Raw genomic sequence first — 20,371 nt, forward strand, 5'->3', positions numbered from 1 at the left:
TCGCCATAATTTTTATAACTGCGTGCGTCAACGCGAAGCATCTGAGCTCGATCATACCATACAGGAATTCGGTAATTTCTAATATGGTATAGGATGGCTTCTACTATATTATGGCGATCCTTGCTTGAAAAACAAAAAAATATCATAAATTTCTCCTTTTGCTATGTAATCATGGAATTTAATTTATTTCACACATTAAAAGACCTCCAAATAATTCATAGTTATTTGGTGTTTACTTCATTTTAATGTTCAACCCATTTAATTGTAAAATAAGGTGCAATCTAACAAACAAGACTATAGTACCATATCTTATTTTCAAAAAATAGTAATTTCTTCATTTAAAACAAAAAAAGACCTTATTTAGAAGGTCTTTAGTTCTAATTTTTGATGCTAATTTAATTTCCATTATCTTGATACTATCTCCTAATTCCCTGCCAAATCTCTTCCAACTCATTCAACTCATTAATCACATGCCACGGTTCTATCCCTAACTGCTGATCCCATTCAAAACTTCGTCGTAGGAAAATGCCTCTCATCCCTGATTGAGAAGCTCCCCAGATATCATTCGTAGGATGATCGCCTACAAATACCGTTTCTTCCCCTGTCGTGCCTAACTTTTCCAGTATCATCTCGTAAATTTTCGGATGTGGCTTTTGGATCCCTGCTTCACCTGAAGTCAGGATCACATCGAAGTAAGATTCCAATTCCAAGTGTTCTACTTTGCCGTATTGTATTTCATGGTGTCCATTGGTTAATATGCCTAATTTGTATCCTTGAGCCTGACATGCATGAATAGCTTCAAGGGCATGATTCATAAGACGGGCTTCTTTCATATAATGTTCTTTATAGTACGCAAATAATTGATCTGCATTCGGTCTTTCTAACCAGGGCAAACGCTCAACTAATTCTTCAAAAAAACCTTGTTTTTCCCGGTAGCCGTCTGCATCAGTAATCCGCATATACCCTACAATATCTCTGGCTTTCTGTTCATCGACATGACCCAAGTAATCTGCAACGAATTTTTGTGAAAAAGTTCGAAACGTATGATCTCGATCCATTAATGTATTGTCCAAATCAAAAATAACGGCACTAATCTTCATGATCTCTCTCACTCCTATATGTAATCTCTATACATCATCATTTACTAAAAGTATAGCAGATTGTGTCAGTGCTTGAACCGTACCTTGATTAAATACAGCAAAAAACCCGCTTAGATATCAGCGGGTTTTTATCAATATACAGTGTGCAGAGAATCTACTCTCTTTGATCTGTGAATGTTCCTAGTTAAACTTCATTATAAATTACAACAATACGTAAGAACGATCTTCCTGTGCTTTGACATCGGGTAACGCTACAGGCTGACGATGGGTTACCATCATTTCTTGATCGGTCATATACAATTTGAACTCAGGAAGCTCATGCAAATAATGCTGTTGATACAACATTCGAGAATCCACTTCAAAATACACAGAGTCTTCTACAATCGGTAATTTCCCAGTTTCATTCATATAATCATCTACAGCAAGCTGTACACGATCCAAATGATACGGAATAGACTTGTCTTCTTCTGCAAAAATCTCAAAAGTTTCTCGGGATAAATAGAACTTCTGATCACTCACTCCACCTAAATAACGAGCGATACGTGGCAAGTCCAAGCTGTTATCTTCTTTCATTAGTACGGTACGATTAATTCCATTACCCATTTCACGTTCAAATTGCAATACTGCACAGCGCAATTCGTCTAGTGTTACATGAACCGACGGGAACTTGTTGACGTCTTCTTTGTCTTTTCTTTTAAATAGTCCAAGTACAGACATATCGGTCTCTCCTCCCTCATTCTGGGATAACTAAGCGATCGAGTGCGAAAACGTTTTCAGATACCTCTAAAGAAAGTTGCTAACTTTTCTGTGCTTACTATCATTGTACCTCATTTAACATGAATTGATTCAATTTTTTACAAATTTGTGCGTTTTGCATCTTAAATTGTGTCTATGTGCCTAAGCAAGCTAGAATTTTATAACATATTAAGGTAGGATAAATATGGTTCTATTTTAATAACGATCTGAACGGACAAAGATCGTCTATACAGAAAAGAGATTATGGAAGGAGCTAGACCACTGTGATGGAAGATGTAATTATTATTGGTGCTGGACCTTGCGGATTATCTGCTGCAATCGAATGCACACGTTTAGGCATGAAGACATTATTGATTGAAAAGTATAATATGGTACATTCGATTTACTTATATCCAACGAATATGCAATTTTTTAGTACAGCTGAATTGTTAGAAATCGGAGATTTGCCGTTCTCTACTCCGTATGACAAGCCTTTCCGTCATGAAGCTTTAGCTTATTATCGCCGTGCAGCAGGTCATTACGATCTACGTGTACAGCCTTATACGGAAGCTTTGGAAGTACAACCACGACAAGATGGTACGTTTGAGATTCAGACAACCAATCGTCATGGCGAAGACAAAACATATAAAGCACGTAAAGTTATTATTGCTACAGGTTATTTTGATCATCCGAACTATCTAGGTATTCCGGGCGAAGAATTAGATAAAGTAACTCACTATTTCCGTGAAGCTCATCCTTATGCGGGTATGCGGGTAACTGTTATTGGCGGAAGTAATTCTGCTGTCGATGCTGCTCTTGAAATCGTACGTGTCGGTGCTCATGTCGATATGGTCTACCGTGGTAGCGATCTTTCTCAAAATATCAAATCATGGGTACGTCCTGTATTTGAAGGTCAGGTGTTAAAAGGCAATGTCACTCTTCACTTGAACTCTAAAGTCACAGAGATTACTTCGTCTCAAGTTACCATTACGCAAAATGATGGCGAAACAGCAACGATTGAGAATGATTTCGTCCTTGCTATGACAGGCTTCCATCCTGATCGTAAATTACTCACATCTGCTGGGATTGAAATGAGTGACGATATGGATAAACCGAAGTTCGATCTGGAAACGATGGAATCGAATATTCCAGGTTTGTATGTAGCTGGCGTTATCGCTTCTGGTCGTAATGCAAATGAAGTCTTTATTGAGACAGGTCGTCGTCATGGTAACAAAATTGCGAATCATATTCACAAACAACTGGCTCATTAATAAAAATTTATCCACGATAAAAAAGGTAATCATTTAAATGTAAAGGTGTCCGCTTATGCGGGCATTTTGCTATTTAAAGATGTCAAGAAAGGAGTGATCTTATCAAAATGGCTGCGATCGATACACCTGCACTGATTTTGTTAGTTCTAGCGGCGCTCGGGATTATTGGTAATAACTCAACCGTAACGATTGCTATGCTAGTCTTATTGCTTATTCGCGTATTAGGCTGGCATCAAGCCTTTCCATGGTTACAGAAGTATGGCTTAACAATTGGTATTATTATTTTGACGATTGGTGTAATGACCCCACTTGCCAGTGGTAAAATTTCACTGGATACGATACTTTCTTCTTTTCTCAGCTGGAAATCGCTTGCTGCGATCGGAATTGGCTTATTCGTGGCTTATCTTGGTGGACGGGGCACGATATTAATGACTAATCAACCTACTGTAGTGGCTGGATTGTTAATAGGAACACTGTTAGGCGTAGCCTTTTTCAAAGGTGTACCTGTAGGTCCATTGATTGCCGCAGGTCTATTATCTCTACTAATTGGCAAATCGTAGCCTCTATAATGACTATAACCAACCACATTCAACGATTATGCTTATCCGATAGGCTTAGGTATGATATACTTTCTAAATATGAATCGATGATAAAATGCTTATATTGAATGTGTTAGCATCATCCAGGAGGATACACCTATGTCTCAAACTTTTGTTATTGAAGCGGTCATGATCGCAATCTATGGTCAACTGCTTGATCCGGAAAAACCGGTAGAATATATTGTGCCTTACACAAGTATTATGGAGTTATATGAATTTGCGGAAAGTACTGAACCTTTAATGAATGAAGATAATGAGAATCAGTATGTCAAAACAAGAATTCAGCAATTGATTGCTTATTTTGAAGAACCCTTGAACAAAAAGAAAATTCAACGTTCTCTTCAGGTTCCATGGGCTCAAAGTTCGGCTATTTTACTCAGTGAAAAAGTCCAATTAAAAATCATTAATGCGATGGATAATGCTCACTATGGCGAATCTTTTGATCCGATTGAAACGGAAATGATTCTTTCTGCGCTAAAAAAAGAAGCACCCATGTTGACTGATCAATTTGAAATGATTCATCGAATTATTGAAGCCAAGATTCCTGTGCAAGTATACGATATCGAAGATTTCGCATTTGCTCTTGAAGGCACACCTACTGTCTAAATGAATTTAGATTATCCCAAGTAAATATGTAAAAAAAGCTTCTTTCCCATAACAAGGAAGAAGCTTTTTTTTGAATCAATGATCCAATAATACAGCGAGCTTTATTGAGATTCAGGCATGTACGCATACCGAATATCGTCTTCATGCTCAATATATTCAACATTCAGGCGATATCCGTTGATATACCACAAATCTTGATCTTCCATATAGAAATGGATATTTTCTACATCTTGCGTTAATGCCGGGCTCACTGGTGGTTCAACAGAAATGCCTAGTGAGAACCCTGGATGAATTTCACTGTTACTGCTGTATCGTGCATAAAAGCGAACAGCATCGCCTTCAGCTAGACTCAATTCTTTTTTGTACCAGCGTGCGGCTTCATCAGATACGGCTATACTCATGATTTATACCACCTCTCTTTTTTACCTTTACCCTATTTTCTATCCTATTATAACATGATATCTTTATTGCTTTTTGATCCATTTCTTTGCAACAAAATAGCTATATATTAAAAAAATATGAAGATTTTATGAATTTTACGTTGACAATGCAAAAATTGCAGTGATACAATCAACAGCAGACAGGTACTAATTTAGAAGTTATTACCATCTGCATACTACTTTGAAGAAGAAAGGGTGAATCTCCATGGATAAAATGATGAATGTACATAACCACGCCTATGTTCCCGTAGCTTTATCACAATTAAATATCGGAGCACCCCAGCAGATGGAATCCTTCAAGTAGATTGCGTACTTTAAATCACGCTTGATCTCTATCCAACATGATAATTATTTGTCATATGGCGGTTGCTTAGCAATCGCGCTATATGATGTCCATACAAGACACGTCGTTTGCGTTTGCAGACGACGTGTCTTTTTATGTGGATTTTGACAAGTGTTCGACAGAAAGGTAGTGAGTATATGTTTGCTGTTTTTAAAAATTTAGGCTGGTTTTTCAGCCGCGAACGAAAGCGGTATTTGATCGGTATTATTTTATTGATCATTGCCGGTGTACTTGAATTAGCACCTCCTAAGTTACTAGGCAGTGCGATTGATGAGATTTCAGGCGGTACGATTACCGTGTCTTCATTGGTTTATTATATTTCCGTCACATTAGCTATTCTGGTTGTGATCTATGGAATTACGTATGTATGGATGCATAGTCTATTCGGTGGATCAAATCTGGTAGAACGTCTATTACGTACTCGCTTTATGGCTCATTTGCTACGTATGACTCCGCCCTTTTTTGAACGGAACCGTACAGGTGACTTGATGGCTCGTGCCACCAATGATCTACGTGCGGTGTCTATGACTGTAGGATTCGGCATGTTAACTCTTACCGATTCCACGTTCTTTTTATTAACGATACTGTTAGCGATGGGATTCGTAATTAGCTGGAAATTAACGATTGCGGCTATTCTTCCACTTCCTTTTATAGCACTGGCTATGGCGATTTACGGTAAAGTGGTTCATGCACGTTATACACTGGCACAGGATGCTTTCGGTGATATGAACGATCAGGTACTCGAATCGGTTGCTGGTGTACGTGTTATTCGTGCGTATGTACAAGAACGTTTTGATGAGAATCGATTTGAAAAGATCACTGACGACGTCTATCGCAAAAACTTACGAGTCGTTATGGTGGATGCGCTATTTGAACCTACAATTCGACTATTTGTGGGATTGAGTTATATTATTGCACTCGGGTACGGAATTTATCTGGTGTTCCATAATGAGTTAACACTTGGCGATCTGGTTTCTTTCAACTTGTATCTAGGAATGATGATCTGGCCGATGTTTGCGATTGGTGAATTGATCAATCTGATGCAACGTGGTAGCGCTTCGCTAGATCGTGTGAACGAAGTTCTTTATGTAAAACCTGATGTAGATGATATTACTCAACCTGTGCATGTTCCTTCCCTTCATAAAATTGAATTTAAAGATGTCACGTTCCGTTATCCTACGTCCACTGTAGATAATCTAGAGCATCTAAATCTACAGATTCGTGCAGGTGAGACTCTAGGCGTAGTCGGCAGAACGGGTAGTGGTAAATCCACGCTACTCAAACAACTGCTCTATGAATATCCTACAGGAGCAGGAAATCTTACGATTGGTGATGTACCTATTCAGGATATTGCCAAAGATCAATTACACGGTTGGATCGGTTATGTTCCGCAAGAACAAATCCTTTTCTCTCGTAGTGTGCGTGAAAATATTCGCTTCGGTAAATCAGACGCTACCGATGATGAAGTGTTGAATGCGATTCATACAGCAGCTTTTGATAAAGATCTGCATACGCTTTCTGATGGTCTAGATACGATTGTAGGTGAACGTGGCGTGGCTTTATCAGGCGGTCAAAAACAACGTGTATCGCTTGCTCGTGCATTTATCTCTGAACCTGAAGTACTGATTCTCGATGATGCTTTATCCGCTGTCGATGCTCGTACAGAAACTAGAATTATTGAAAATATTCGTACCAAACGTGCAGGTAAAACGACATTGATCGCTACCCATCGCCTTTCAGCGGTAGAACATGCAGATCATATCGTCGTACTGGATCGCGGAAAAATTATTGAAGAAGGAACCCATGCTGAATTGCTACAGTCGGATGGCTGGTATCGTGAGCAATATGAACGTCAGCAATTGGCGGATTCCTTAGAGGGGTAGGTGTCTGCATTGGAGACTCAAGATTACAACGAGCAACCGACAACAAAGCTCGATAACAAAACGATTACCAAAAGGCTTTACCAATATGCGTTACGCTCGAAAAAAACTTTTATTATAGCATTGATCATGTTAGCGATCGGTGTAGGGGCTGAACTTGCAGGTCCCTTTATCGCTAAAAATATTATTGATAATCATTTATTCGCGATTGAACAACCTTTTTATCAGACTTCTTCCAGTACGAATGCTGTACTGTATAACGGCAACTATTACAAACGTGAAGGTTTCTGGACAGAAGGTGAAACTAAAGGAGCACAGGCTCATGTGATCCAGAGTGGAACCAGTTTTTATTTTGTCGAAGGTTCTGTACCTTCAACCAAAGGTGAACGAACATTTACAGATGGTGTATTAACGATTCAAAATAATCAAAGTACAGCCTCTTATCCAGCCGTTCCTTTGACAGCTAACAAATTATTTTCGTTTTATCAACCTGAATTGCCGGGTATTTATAAGCTAATCGGCTGGTACTTTGTATTCTTGTTGATCACGATTATTATGGAATTCGGGAAAACGTACTGGCTCCAATCGTCGGCGAACAAAGTCATTCAGCAATTACGCTTAGACTTGTATGCTCATATTCAGCGATTGCCAATTCCTTTTTTCGATAATCTGCCAGCAGGTAAAGTAGTATCACGTATTACGAATGATACTGAAGCTGTCAAAGATTTATTTGTCGCTGTACTGGCTAACTTTAGTTCAGGGATTGTCTATATGATTGGTGTCTATATCGCACTCTTTTTACTAGACTGGCGTCTTGGTATGATTTGTTTGTTTGTAATCCCTCTACTCGTTCTATGGATCGTACTTTATCGTAAAATAGCAACCAAATATAATACGATTATTCGTTCCAGACTGAGTGAAATTAATGCTATTATCAATGAATCAATTCAAGGAATGTCGATTATTCGTGTATTCCGTAAGCAACGTCAGACTCAAGAAGAATTTGAGAATTTGAATAACGATTACCTGTTCTATCAGAATAAAATGTTAAATCTAAATGCGTTTACTTCCCATAATCTAGTTAACGTTTTGCGCAGTCTTACTTTTGCGATTGTGTTATGGTATTTCGGTGCTTCTGCATTAGGCGGAGTCGAAGGTGTCATTTCATTAGGAGTACTGTACGCTTTTGTCGATGTATTAGGAAGATTGTTCCAACCGGTTACAGGCATGGTCAATCAATTAGCTGCACTCGATTTATCTATGGTATCCGCAGGACGTGTATTCGAGTTAATGGATGAAAAAGGCGAGCAAGTGACCGATGGTGCTATGCCTCGTTATCAAGGGAATGTAGAATTTAAAGACGTAACTTTTGCTTACAAAAAAGATCCTGTACTCAAACACATTAGCTTTGAAGCGAAGCAAGGTCAGACTGTAGCCCTGGTCGGTCATACCGGTTCTGGTAAAAGTTCGATCATTAACCTGCTTTTCCGCTTCTATGATCCACAGCAAGGCACGATTACAATCGATGGTCAAAATGTACAACAATTGCCGAAACAATGGCTACGTCAGCATATGGGCATCGTGCTTCAAGATCCTTATCTATTTACAGGAACGATTGCTTCTAATGTCAATTTGGAAAATGAACAGATCTCGCGTGAACGTATCGAACAAGCTTTACGTGATGTCGGTGCAGAACAGATTCTGTCTGATCTTCCTAAGGGCTATGATGAACCTGTTATGGAAAAAGGAAGCACACTCTCTGCGGGGCAACGTCAATTGATCTCATTTGCTAGAGCACTTGCTTTCGATCCAGCGATTCTTATTCTGGATGAAGCAACAGCGAATATTGATACAGAGACAGAAGCATTGATTCAATCCGCTTTGGATGTTTTGAAAAAAGGACGTACTACTTTCATTATCGCTCACCGTTTATCTACGATTCGCAGTGCAGATCAGATTCTCGTCTTGCATCGTGGTGAAATTGTAGAACGTGGTAGTCATGATGAATTAATGGAAATAGATGGACGTTATCGTCAGATGTACCGGATGCAAGTCGGTTCCGGTTCCAATATGGTCGCTGATGGTACCGAGTCTGCGAAAGACAAAGAAGTTCAAGTCCCTGCTCATCTGGCTGGACGCACAACATAAAAAGAAGCCTGCATGATCCAGATCAATGGATTATGCAGGCTTCTTTTTTACTAATTTATTTCAAATTTTACAATGAGAACGCTTTTGTTTTTTCTAATAAGCGACTGGTCATTGTGCTTAACTCATCAGAAGATGAAGAAATTTCTTCCATAATAGCCGTCTCTTCGTGAGTTGCCATTGAAATTTGTTTGGCTCCCTCATAAAAGGTATCTGCCATTTGACGAATCGTATGCACATTCTGATACGTGAGTTCTACACGATCTGTTTGTTCTGTAATAGAGTCTTCCATCAATTGAACCGCAGACATAAACTCATACACTACACTTGAAAATTCGATCAGGGTAGACTCTACTTTATGCGTGTTGGAGGTTTCATTTTGTACCAATTCATTTTGATTATGAATCAACTGCACCGTTTCATGAATCTGAGCTTGTACCGCCATAATCAGACTATGAATTTTCTGTGCTGAATCGTTACTTTGTTCTGCCAATTTACGAATTTCTGTAGCAACGACAGCAAATCCTGCTCCATGTTCCCCAGCATGAGCCGCTTCGATAGAAGCATTTAACGCTAGCAAATGGGTCTGTTCTGCTAATTCTTTGACTGTTCCTGTAACAGCACCGATATCAGAAGCTTGATGATCTAACAGACGTACCGTTTGTTCCGCTTGTGTCTGAGATTCGGATAATGTGCTCATGCCTGATTTGAGTGATAAAAAGATATTTTTGGTTGCTTCTACTGATTGCTCCATATTACCAGACAAAGCACGCATATGAGACGACTTTTCTTTCATTTCTTGAAAAGATTCCAACATCTGTTCAGCGGTCTGTAGTGAAGACTCTGAAGATTCACGTTGCTTGCCTACACCACGGTAAATATCGTCTGCTACCGTTGCCATAGACTCAATCTGGCTGGTCGCTTCGGTAATCGAATGACTGAGATTTTCAGCATTATGAGATGTGGTCGTGGTATTACTAGCAATATCGTTAATAATATCTTTAATATTGTTCACCATGACGCGAAAAGCATCATTCAATACTTTAATTTCATCTTCTTCACGACGCTCTGGGATATCTACCATCAGATCGCCTGCGGATACACGCTTGGCTGCTTTGGATAGATTAACGATTGGTTTAGTTAAAAATTTAGAAATCGCAAATCCTAATATCCCACTCCAAGTAATGCCCATCAACAATATAATAGACACATATAACCAATCACTCATTTCTGTTGCTAAATACGCTTTCAAATAGAAAATAAAAAAGGCACTTGTTCCATACGTAATAATAGATACACCGATAAAACTTAAAACTAACTTTGAACCTAATGATAATTTCATGATACACCTCATAGATCTAAGATTTGGAGTAGAAATAAATAAGGTCATATGTTGGATAATGAGTAAAGAGATGAGTTATACTTTGCTTCTACCTATACTCACTTTTGTACGATTGAGTCACTTATTAATTTAAATTTTAGCAAATAATAAGCAATATCGTTGTGACAAAAGTCATAGCAAAGTAAATTTTATGAGTCTTTCGACGCAATAAACGTTTTTGTGTCTTTTTTCATATCCTTACATATGTAACTTGCTCTCTTGCTTGCAGCAAGCTATTGTTAACTTAATGCTTTTCAAATAAAATAACTAGAGCATAATGTCTTAAAGGGGATGAATGGCCATGGAACGAACTCGACCTTGGAGCGAGCGATTCAAATTATTTTTTCTAAACAATCGGTTTGTCATTTTTTTGCTAGTCTTGTTGTTAATCTCAATAAACATTTTTGTACTTTCCAAAATACCTTATGTCTTTACCCCGCTTTTCGTTTTAATTAAAACTGTAATTTTGCCTATTATTCTGAGCGGTATTCTGTTTTACTTATTTAATCCATTAGTTAATTTTCTGGAAAAACGCAAAGTAAAAAGAATATATTCCATCATTTTACTTTATCTTCTTATTATCGGTCTGATTGTATTAATTGTTAGCCTTGTCATCCCTGTGATTCAGACGCAGATTCGAGAATTAATTCGTAATATTCCATCCTTTTACGATGGCATTGTGAATCAGATTCAATACTGGTTAGGCGGAGATGTATCCAAGCAAATACAACATACGTTCAGTATCAATCCGAACGATCTGGTACAGAATTTATCGGAAAAAGGATCTTCTATTATTAACCAGACGTTTACTGGTATTGGTGGATTTTTGGGAGCTTTAACGGAAACGGTATTATCGATTGTGACCGTTCCATTTATTTTATTTTACTTACTTAAAGATGGCGCTAAATTACCGAATTTCATTATGAAATTTATTCCTGTAACTTTACGTAGTCAGACCGGTAAAGTGATGTCTGAAATGAATCATCAGATCAGTTCGTATATTCGTGGACAAATTATTGTGAGTGTATGTATCGGGATCTTACTTTATATTGGCTATCAGATTATCGGTCTTGATTATTCGTTAATTCTTGCTATTATGGCTTCTTGTACAAGTATTGTGCCTTATTTGGGACCTGCTATTGCGATTACTCCAGCATTGGTAGTGGCTCTAGTGACTTCTCCATTTATGCTATTGAAAATGGTGATTGTATGGACGATTGTACAATTAATAGAAGGCAAGCTCATTTCGCCACAGATTATGGGTAAATCTCTTAAAGTTCATCCGATTACAATTATCTTTGTGATTTTGACAGCAGGTAAATTGTTCGGAGTGATTGGAATTTTGTTAGCTGTTCCTGGTTATGCTGTACTTAAAGTAATCGTGACTCATTTATTTGATTGGTTCAAAGTAAGCTCTAATCTATATGAAAAGAAAAAGATTACTGAACCTCCTGTTATCAAACCATAAACGGTGCATGATTATATTGTAGAAACTGTAAAATGACCTACACCCCAGAAAGAACATCATAAAAAAAGACCTGAGTTTAACTGTACATTCCTATACAGTGGCTCAGGTCTTTTTGTTTATGCTTTATGCTTTATACTTATTGAATGGAGTCTTATTTAGCCAATTCAGGTGTATATCCATCAGGGATCGTTGTTGTTACTTTACCTTCTGTAATCACTTGAGGATTCATTTCACCTGGAGCTGGTTTTTTCACATTGTAACTAACCACTGCACGCTTATCATCGGTTAACTGTACTTTAGTAATTTCTACTGAATAACCCGGGTTAGGAAGTTGTACAGTTAGTGTTACTGTTTGTTGATCCGCTGTCTCTGCTGGAGCAACACTTAGTTCTGGCTCATTACCCATTTGATCATCACCCGTTTCACCTGGTGCAGGAGTAGTTGTATCATCATTTGCTTTGTTATAACGATCTACCATTTGTACACCATGGTATACCCATTCTGCGGCTTGCATACGTGTAATTTCTTTGGTAGGCATAAATGCTTTACCTACAGAGCTACGATCAATCACATTCATATTGACCAAATCTTGAATCGCTCCTGAAGCTTCTTTACTAATTTGATCTTGATCGGTAAAGACTGCAAACATTTTGGTTGTAGGATAATTACCTGTCACATTAATCGCTTCATGTAACCAGATTGCAAATTGCTCACGAGTTACTTTTTTCTCAGCATCAAATGAAGGGATCGATATATTGTTAGCTTCAGCAATACGTAAAGCGTCGGTATACCATGCTTTACGTACTAGATCATCACCCGGTTTCGTTACATCCCCTTTTAATTCAAAAGCTTTGACCAAAATTTGAATCGCTTGTGGCTGTGTAAGTGTCATATCTGGCTTGAATTGAGTAGAAGTCACGCCATTAATAACTCCTTTATCATGTAACATATTGATGATTGTTTGATTATCTTTGTCTTTCACATCGGTAAATGTAGAAGCAGCACTTGCACTTCCTGCTCCTGCAATCGCCAATGATAATGTTAATACAGCTACTGCTTTTTTCTTATGATTCCACATTTGTAATCATCCCTCCATTGAATAGGTCTACTGTCGAATAATTTGGTTTTTATTCAACCTTACAATGCCCTAGACGTATAGAAGTTCTCATTTGTTGCACATCAATTATACAGCAATCACATCTGTTCCGGCGTTTGCAGTCCAAGTAAAGTCATTAGCCTTTTCAAATAAAGCCCTGTTTGCATAGTGAGTGAGATACGCTGAGCCTTCACAGACAGCGGAGCATCCACGATCCGATCTTTGTTATAAAATTGGTTAAATAACTTGGCAGTTTCTAGTGTATATCTAGCGATAATAGAAGGTTCATGTTGTGTTGCTGCTCGTTCCAATTCGTATGTGTATCTTGATAAATGGATCAGCAAAGCCCAGCTCACATGACTCCATTCTCTATTCGTTGTATTTGTTTCCAGTTCGATCGTGGTCTGGTTATAATGTGAATTATTCATTGTTTGTACTTTTCGCAAAATGCTTTGGATTCTAGCATAGGTGTATTGAAGATAGGGACCTGTCTCTCCTTCAAAAGTTACAGCATCTTTCAATGAAAAATCGATCTCATTCTGACGATTATTTTTGAGATCCCCGAAAATAATCGCACCAATACCGATCTGCTCAGCCACCTGTTCTTTATTCGGCAAATCAGGACTTTTTTCAGCAATAATTTGTGTTGCTCGTTCTACAGCTTGATCCAATACTTCTTCCAAAAAGACCACTTTTCCTTTACGGGTAGACATCTTTTTACCATCAACTTTCATTAAGCCAAATGGCACATGAATACAATCTGTTGCCCATGAGTGTCCCATTTTACGAAGCACTTCAAATACCTGTTTGAAATGCAATGTCTGCTCTCCGCCGACCACATAGATCAACTGATCTGCACCCATTATTTCTTTGCGATAAATAGCAGTCGCCAGATCACGGGTCGGATAAATCGTTGTCCCATCTGATTTCAAAATCAAACATGGTGGTAATTCCTGTTCATCTAATCTCACTACCTGTGCTCCATCGCTTTCGACAAGTAATTGCTGACGCTGCAATTGCGCAATCACAGCAGGCATTTTATCGTTATAAAAGCTTTCACCAAGTACAGCATCGAACTCTACCCCTAGCCGTTGATACATTTTCTGAAGCGACTGCATACTTACGTCTACAAAATAATGCCATAGTTCTACAGCTTGAGCATCGCCTTGTTCTAATTTGCGGAACCAATCTCTTGCTTCATCATCTAACCGAGGATTCTGTTCAACTTCTTCATGAAATTGAATGTATACTCTTAACGATTCTCCTATAGGATTCAGCTTCAATTGCTCTGGATCGCCCCACCGTAAGTAAGCGGTTATTAATTTACCAAATTGTGTTCCCCAATCTCCTAAATGATTGACTCGAATCGCTTCATACCCTACGGCTTGGTAGATCCGATGCAAAGCCGCTCCTATGATGGTTGAACGCAAATGCCCTACTCCAAAAGGCTTGGCTATATTAGGCGATGACATATCGATTACAATCCGCTTACCTGTACCTATCTGAAGTTCTGTATTTTGTTGTTCTTCTAGACTGGATAATATCTCAGTTCCATAATAAGCACGATCCCAAGTCAAATTGATATAAGCACCTACAGCTTGTGCCTGAATATGAGCATCTGCTAACGGTTGTTCTATTGCTGTTATTATTTCTGTCGCAATCTGGTCAGGCGAACGTCTCCATGTTTTGGCAAAAGTATAACAAGGAAATGCCAGATCACCCATATCAATCGTTGGCGGAACTTCAAGCATTTGAATCAATTCTTCTTCAGTCATTAAGGTTACAGGTTGCAACATCGAAGCGACTTGTTGTTTGAATAAATGAGCTAATTTCATCTGTAAATTCTCCTTTACGTATATTTTAAAATTCATGTGGTGATTCATGTTGTATCTTTGCTAGGTACTGGTTTGACTATGTACAAAATACAAAAAAAGCACTCATCTGCTTAAGTGAGTTATCACTTAAGAGACGAGCGCTTATAATAAGCATTCCCGCGGTACCACTCTTTGTACAGTATGTATTATGTGGATGCTACCATCATTGTATCTGCTCCATCATCCTATTACTGTCGCTTGATAACGATAACGGTGTCAGCCGGACTTATCTATACAGGTAAATTAGATCCATGATCGTGTTCACCTTTTGAATAAGTCATTTCCCGAGTGCGGTTCACCTACGAATGTTTTACCGGCTTTCACTCTCCCGGCTCGCTGCTTAAACAGTGATCGTTATGGCTACTCTCTCGTTCATGAATGATAAATGTAAAGTTTAGATTGTATTATACATACGGTGTTAGGTTTACGCAACCTAAAAATTGCAATAAAAAAACCTTCGCAAATATGCAAAGGTTCTGAAAATAGTTATGGTTATCCTTACTGTCTATGTATAAAGTAGTAGATTATACAGCTACCATCAAATCTCTACACATGTCTACACAACGACGGCAGGCTTCAATACATTCACGAGAGTGCGTATTGTCGTGTTTGGAGCATTCATCAATACAAGCTTCACACACTTTAGCACATAATTCAGCAATTTCACCAGCAAATTGGCTACCTTGACTTAGCGATTGTGCTGTAAAAGAACAGATCTCTGCACATTCACGAGTAATACGTATACAGTCACACAATTTCTCAAGATTATATTCTTTCAAATTAGCTACATACGAAAGATTACAAGCATTCATAGCCTCGACACAAGCTTCAATATGAGCATGGTATAATTTTTGATTAGCCATCATTTTCATGACCTCCGTTAAGATTGGAATAGTTATATTGAACTATTACCCCGGCTATGCTCGTATTGAAACCGCATACTTACAATAATTTAGCTGCTTGCTGTTCCAGTACTAGCAATTGTTCCTTTATCAACTCTTTGTCGAAATGCTCTCCAATAAAAACAGCGACATCAGGGACTGCTTTTTGTGGAGTAATCTTCATAAAGTCCATTTCACGATAAGCATATTGGAACAAAAAACGACTTGCGGTGTCGTTAAATGTTAGAATCCCTTTTGCACGATAAACTTCAGTCGGTAAAGACCGGATTACATTCTCAAAAGCTTCACTATTAATCGGATGCTCAAAATAATGGGTATATGCCATCACATGACTATGTGAACCGTGCATATGCTCGGAATGGGTATGATCATGACTGTGTGCAGTCGAAGTTGAAGTCTGTTTATTTTGCGCTAATGTTTTTTTGGCATCAACGACCGATGAAAGGTCTGTATAGATGGTACTCGGTACTTCACAGCGCACTGTCGTATGAATAGGTGCATACGCATTCCATCCACGTAGAATAGCTTCTAACTTTGTAATGGTTGTTGCATCGACACGATCACTTTTATTCAAAATCAATACAGAAGCACACCGAATCTGCTCTTGCATCAGACGATACGTTTTGCCTTTCTGCTCTTGATACAATTCCCATAGATGAGCTGCATCGACTACAGTTATCAAATTTTTCAATTCCATACGGTTGTACAATGAAGTCTCTGTAACCGCATCTAGAATTTCGATTGGATTCGCCACGCCAGAAGCTTCGATAATAATCACATCAGGCTTTTCGGTTTCCATTAAATTATATAATTCCATACTTAGATCAGCACGAATCGAACAGCAGATACATCCGCTTAATAATTCAGCCATTGCCACATCTTGATCGACCATCATCCCATCCAAATTGACATCGCCGATCTCATTCATAATCACAGCAGGTGTTTTGCCAAGGGATTTCCATTCTTGAATCATATGTTGAAGCATGGTGGTTTTGCCACTGCCTAGAAATCCAGACAAAATATATACAGGTGTTGTCATTGATATCCTCCTCGTGCATGGTTCTTTGCTTTATTAATTTAGGGCTACTCTTATATTATACACTGACATGGCAAGTGTTCATGATCGATCACAACCTATGTTACAATGGCAGGGATGCTTGAATGAGAATAAAGGAGTGAATAAATACCATGAGATCCGTAGATGAACATCGCGCAGAAGCACCAGATACTGTACGTTGTATGGTCATTACTGTGTCAGATACTCGCACTGAAGCAACCGATACAGGTGGACAATTATTACAGTCCCTTTTAACAGAGAATGGTTATCAGGTTATAGATTATACCATCGTTAAAGATAGCTATGTTGGTATCCGTGAATTGCTTCATGATGCCGTAGAACGTCCAGAAGTCGAAGCTATTTTGTTAACAGGTGGCACAGGGATAGCTCCGCAAGATGTAACGTTTGAAGCAGTACAAAGTCTTTTGACGAAAGAATTACCTGGTTTTGGAGAGATTTTTCGCTTTCTGAGTTTTACTGAAGATATTGGTTCAGCTGCCATTATGAGCCGTGCGATTGCAGGTACTATCGGAGGAACTGCTGTCTTTTCGATGCCCGGTTCACGAGGTGCGGTGAAGTTAGCGATGGAACGCATTATTATTCCTGAATTGGGACATGTGATGCGAGAAATTTATAAAAAATAATAGAATAGATTCTATAGGATCATATGCCAACACAGAAGCATAAATGATCTCCCATCCTAGATGTCATACACTATCGATATCATGCCATAGCAAAAAAGCACACTGCCGTTTATCGATGCAGTGTGCTTTTTGATTTTTATTTTGTACCTAACGTAATCAGATGAAACACATCTCAGGATGTAACTTTAATCAACTGACGACCTACAGCTTTGCCTGCTAGAATCGTTTCTAACGCTTGTGGTATTTGTTCTAACGTATATTCTGTAACCGCTTGATGAATAGCTGTAGTTGGTTTCCAATCGCTTGCTAGGTGCTTCCAGACTCTTTGTCTGATCTCAATAGGGCAAAATACAGAATCAATGCCGATCAGATGTGCTCCACGTAGAATAAAGGGAAAGACTGAACTTTCAAAATCGTTACCTGCTGTCATACCCGATACAGCCACTACACCACGATATTTTAATGATTTCAGCCGTTCTCCTAGCCCTTTACCACCTGTAGGGTCGATAATACCTGCCCAAGTGGATTTACCTAATGGACCGTCTACTTTCTGCTCCGCTTCTTCTCTTGAAATGATCTGAGACGCTCCCAGTGTGGTTAACCAGTCCTTTTGATCGGCTTTGCCACTTGCTGCATAGACTTCATATCCTAATGCACTCAAGATCGAAATAGCTATGGTTCCCACCCCACCTGTAGATCCTGTGACAAGGATCGGACCGTCTTCAGGTTTGATTCCATGTTCAATTAACGCATCTACAGACATTCCAGCCGTAAATCCAGCCGTACCAATAATCATTGCTTCTTTAGCACTTAGTCCTTGAGGTAGCTTAATCAACCATTCGGCAGGCACACGAGCATATTCACTGTACCCTCCATAATGACTGACACCCAGCTTATATCCAGTACATAGCACTTGATCGCCTACTTGAAACTGCTTATCGCTTGACTCTACTACTTCTCCTGCCAAATCTATCCCCGGCACAAACGGGTACTGCTTCACAATCTTGCCTTCTGCTATACTTGCCAGTCCATCTTTATAATTGACATCTGAATATGATACTTTAATAGTGACAGATCCTTCAGGTAATTGATGAAGTTGTAATTGTTGAACCGCACCGGTTACTTTTTGATCTGACTGTTCTAATACAAACGCACGAAATGTCTCTTCCATCTAACTCATCCTTTCTATCTTTCCTTCTTTATCATAAGGATTCCTTCAAAGCCTGACAGCGATAAATGCTACATTCTGTTCACTGTACTCTCTTACGTAATATAACCAAAAAACCCACCTTTATAAAAAAGGCAGGTTCAGATTCTGGTTTAGTACTGATTAAAGTTCTTCTTCCGGTAAATATTGTGCAATCAATTTCTGCTTCATTTCCCAAGCTTTGACGCTCACATTTACACGATAAATCTCAGGATTTAATTTGCGCAAATATTCTGGCCAGAATTCATCCAGTTGACTCACATGATACGCCCGAATCTCTTCCAAATTAGGCATCGTATAGACTTGCTTACCTTCGATAAAAATAGGTTCCAACATAGGAACCGCTTTATAGTCAGATACATATTTACGAATATAAGGATGCGCTGGATTAAACAATTTAAGACGTTTGCCTTCAAGCGGCTCTTTTTCATCTGGGAAACAGATATAGTCCGCAATAGCTTTACCATTGGTTGGATTGATGATCCGGTAGACTTCTTTCGTTCCCGGTGTCGATACTTTTTCGGGATTAGCCGAGATTTTGATTGTAGGTACCATTTCGCCATCAATCTCGCACTCGACTAATTTGTATACGCCACCCAAAGAAGGTTGATCTGATGCTGTGATTAACTGTGTTCCTACGCCCCATGTATCAATTCGTGCCCCTTGCGCTTTTAGATCCAAGATTGTATTTTCATCGAGATCGTTAGAAGCAACGATTTTGACGTAAGATAATCCTGCATCATCTAACATTTTGCGAGCTTGAATCGACAAATATGCAAGGTCACCACTATCCAGACGAATAGCAATCATCTTTTTGCCACGAGCTTCTAAGTCTTTGGCGGTCTTAATCGCATGAGGTACACCGCTACCTAACGTATCAAATGTATCGACTAGCAAAGTGACTCCATCTGGCATCGCATTCGCATAACGATCAAAAGCTTCTTGTTCATTACCGAAACTTTGTACCCAAGCATGAGCATGTGTACCTTTGGTAGGAATACCGAATCTAGCCCCTGCTAACATATTTGAAGTCGCATGGAAGCCTGCGATATAAGCCGCTCTAGCTCCCCAGATCGCCGCATCGGCTTCTTGAGCACGTCTTGTACCAAACTCTAGCAACGTATCCGTACCGCCCACCTGCTTGATCCGTGAAGCTTTGGTGGCAATTAGCGTCTGATAGTTCATAAAGTTAAGCAAAGCTGTCTCTACCAACTGTGCTTCAATAATCGAACCTTCTACACGAATCAATGGCTCATCTGCAAAAACAACGGCTCCTTCTTTCATCGAAAACAAATTGCCATGAAAACGGAACTGGCGCAATTCTTCTAAAAACTTCGCGTCATAGTTCTCTTCCTGTTCTGCCAGATAAGCAATATCTTCTTCTCGAAAACTCAAGTTGGTTATATAATTCACAATCCGTTCCAGACCTGCAAAGACGGCATATCCGTTACCGAAAGGAAGTCTGCGGAAATAAGCTTCAAATACTGCTTTCTTATGATGTGTACCGTTAATCCAATGAGCATACATCATATTGATTTGATACTTATCTGTATGTAAAGCCAGTCCCATTTCGTTCATCACCATGTCACCTCTTCATTGTTGATCATGCTAAAGCAATTCTGC

General features: G+C 39.0%; 17 protein-coding genes. 7 read left to right on the top strand and 10 right to left on the bottom strand.

What is annotated here, in order from left to right:
- Positions 1 to 416: 416 nt before the first annotated feature.
- Complete coding sequence (locus PTI45_RS09325) at positions 417 to 1,100, bottom strand: HAD family hydrolase (RefSeq protein ID WP_069327299.1); 684 nt, start codon at positions 1,098 to 1,100, stop codon at positions 417 to 419.
- Positions 1,101 to 1,301: 201 nt separating this feature from the next.
- Positions 1,302 to 1,817 carry a DUF3939 domain-containing protein gene (locus tag PTI45_RS09330; protein WP_069327300.1) on the bottom strand — a complete coding sequence of 172 codons (516 nt, stop codon included), beginning with the start codon at positions 1,815 to 1,817 and terminating at the stop codon, positions 1,302 to 1,304.
- Between the two features lie 305 nt (positions 1,818 to 2,122).
- On the opposite strand from PTI45_RS09330, the gene PTI45_RS09335 reads away from it, so the two are divergent.
- From PTI45_RS09335 to PTI45_RS09345, 3 genes are all read left to right on the top strand, one after another.
- The gene (locus PTI45_RS09335) at positions 2,123 to 3,106 is read left to right on the top strand and encodes a YpdA family putative bacillithiol disulfide reductase (RefSeq protein WP_069327301.1); all 984 of its coding nucleotides are present in this window, start codon (positions 2,123 to 2,125) and stop codon (positions 3,104 to 3,106) included.
- A gap of 116 nt (positions 3,107 to 3,222) precedes the next feature.
- Entirely contained in the window at positions 3,223 to 3,666 is a 444-nt protein-coding gene (locus PTI45_RS09340; RefSeq protein WP_069327443.1) for a DUF441 domain-containing protein, read from the top strand.
- Positions 3,667 to 3,804: 138 nt separating this feature from the next.
- The gene (locus tag PTI45_RS09345) at positions 3,805 to 4,311 is read left to right on the top strand and encodes an ADP-heptose synthase (RefSeq protein WP_069327302.1); all 507 of its coding nucleotides are present in this window, start codon (positions 3,805 to 3,807) and stop codon (positions 4,309 to 4,311) included.
- Between the two features lie 101 nt (positions 4,312 to 4,412).
- Here PTI45_RS09345 and PTI45_RS09350 read toward each other — a convergent pair whose 3' ends face one another.
- On the bottom strand, positions 4,413 to 4,712 hold the full coding sequence (locus PTI45_RS09350; RefSeq protein ID WP_069327303.1) for a HesB/YadR/YfhF family protein: 300 nt from the start codon (positions 4,710 to 4,712) through the stop codon (positions 4,413 to 4,415).
- A 519-nt stretch (positions 4,713 to 5,231) separates the two neighbouring features.
- Here PTI45_RS09350 and PTI45_RS09355 point away from each other — a divergent pair.
- Together PTI45_RS09355 and PTI45_RS09360 are read left to right on the top strand one after the other, a co-directional pair.
- Positions 5,232 to 6,977: an ABC transporter ATP-binding protein gene (locus PTI45_RS09355; protein ID WP_069327304.1), complete on the top strand. Its 1,746-nt coding sequence runs from the start codon at positions 5,232 to 5,234 to the stop codon at positions 6,975 to 6,977.
- Between the two features lie 9 nt (positions 6,978 to 6,986).
- Positions 6,987 to 9,122 carry an ABC transporter ATP-binding protein gene (locus tag PTI45_RS09360; protein ID WP_083243451.1) on the top strand — a complete coding sequence of 712 codons (2,136 nt, stop codon included), beginning with the start codon at positions 6,987 to 6,989 and terminating at the stop codon, positions 9,120 to 9,122.
- Between the two features lie 67 nt (positions 9,123 to 9,189).
- Here PTI45_RS09360 and PTI45_RS09365 read toward each other — a convergent pair whose 3' ends face one another.
- Positions 9,190 to 10,461 carry a methyl-accepting chemotaxis protein gene (locus PTI45_RS09365; RefSeq protein ID WP_069327305.1) on the bottom strand — a complete coding sequence of 424 codons (1,272 nt, stop codon included), beginning with the start codon at positions 10,459 to 10,461 and terminating at the stop codon, positions 9,190 to 9,192.
- 340 nt (positions 10,462 to 10,801) lie between these two features.
- On the opposite strand from PTI45_RS09365, the gene PTI45_RS09370 reads away from it, so the two are divergent.
- Positions 10,802 to 11,968, top strand: a complete 1,167-nt coding sequence (locus PTI45_RS09370; protein WP_069327306.1) for an AI-2E family transporter — start codon at positions 10,802 to 10,804, stop codon at positions 11,966 to 11,968.
- A gap of 151 nt (positions 11,969 to 12,119) precedes the next feature.
- Here PTI45_RS09370 and PTI45_RS09375 read toward each other — a convergent pair whose 3' ends face one another.
- The 4 genes from PTI45_RS09375 to PTI45_RS09390 all read right to left on the bottom strand — a co-directional run bounded on the left by PTI45_RS09375 (position 12,120) and on the right by PTI45_RS09390 (position 16,879).
- A complete protein-coding gene (locus PTI45_RS09375; protein ID WP_069327307.1) occupies positions 12,120 to 13,046 on the bottom strand; it encodes a protease complex subunit PrcB family protein in 927 nt (308 codons plus the stop codon).
- A gap of 116 nt (positions 13,047 to 13,162) precedes the next feature.
- Complete coding sequence (gene argS, locus PTI45_RS09380; RefSeq protein WP_083243440.1) at positions 13,163 to 14,899, bottom strand: arginine--tRNA ligase; 1,737 nt, start codon at positions 14,897 to 14,899, stop codon at positions 13,163 to 13,165.
- 563 nt (positions 14,900 to 15,462) lie between these two features.
- On the bottom strand, positions 15,463 to 15,804 hold the full coding sequence (locus PTI45_RS09385) for a four-helix bundle copper-binding protein (protein ID WP_425415575.1): 342 nt from the start codon (positions 15,802 to 15,804) through the stop codon (positions 15,463 to 15,465).
- Positions 15,805 to 15,880: 76 nt separating this feature from the next.
- Positions 15,881 to 16,879 carry a CobW family GTP-binding protein gene (locus PTI45_RS09390; RefSeq protein WP_069327308.1) on the bottom strand — a complete coding sequence of 333 codons (999 nt, stop codon included), beginning with the start codon at positions 16,877 to 16,879 and terminating at the stop codon, positions 15,881 to 15,883.
- A 149-nt stretch (positions 16,880 to 17,028) separates the two neighbouring features.
- On the opposite strand from PTI45_RS09390, the gene PTI45_RS09395 reads away from it, so the two are divergent.
- Complete coding sequence (locus tag PTI45_RS09395; RefSeq protein WP_069327309.1) at positions 17,029 to 17,541, top strand: MogA/MoaB family molybdenum cofactor biosynthesis protein; 513 nt, start codon at positions 17,029 to 17,031, stop codon at positions 17,539 to 17,541.
- Positions 17,542 to 17,713: 172 nt separating this feature from the next.
- On the opposite strand, the gene PTI45_RS09400 is transcribed toward PTI45_RS09395, so the two are convergent.
- Together PTI45_RS09400 and PTI45_RS09405 are read right to left on the bottom strand one after the other, a co-directional pair.
- Positions 17,714 to 18,712, bottom strand: coding sequence for an acrylyl-CoA reductase family protein (locus PTI45_RS09400; protein WP_069327310.1), 999 nt, complete (start codon positions 18,710 to 18,712; stop codon positions 17,714 to 17,716).
- A 159-nt stretch (positions 18,713 to 18,871) separates the two neighbouring features.
- On the bottom strand, positions 18,872 to 20,326 hold the full coding sequence (locus PTI45_RS09405; protein ID WP_069327311.1) for a nicotinate phosphoribosyltransferase: 1,455 nt from the start codon (positions 20,324 to 20,326) through the stop codon (positions 18,872 to 18,874).
- Positions 20,327 to 20,371: the final 45 nt, after the last annotated feature.

The sequence above is a fragment of the Paenibacillus nuruki genome (genome assembly GCF_001721045.1).
GTDB classification, from domain to species: domain Bacteria; phylum Bacillota; class Bacilli; order Paenibacillales; family Paenibacillaceae; genus Saccharibacillus; species Saccharibacillus nuruki.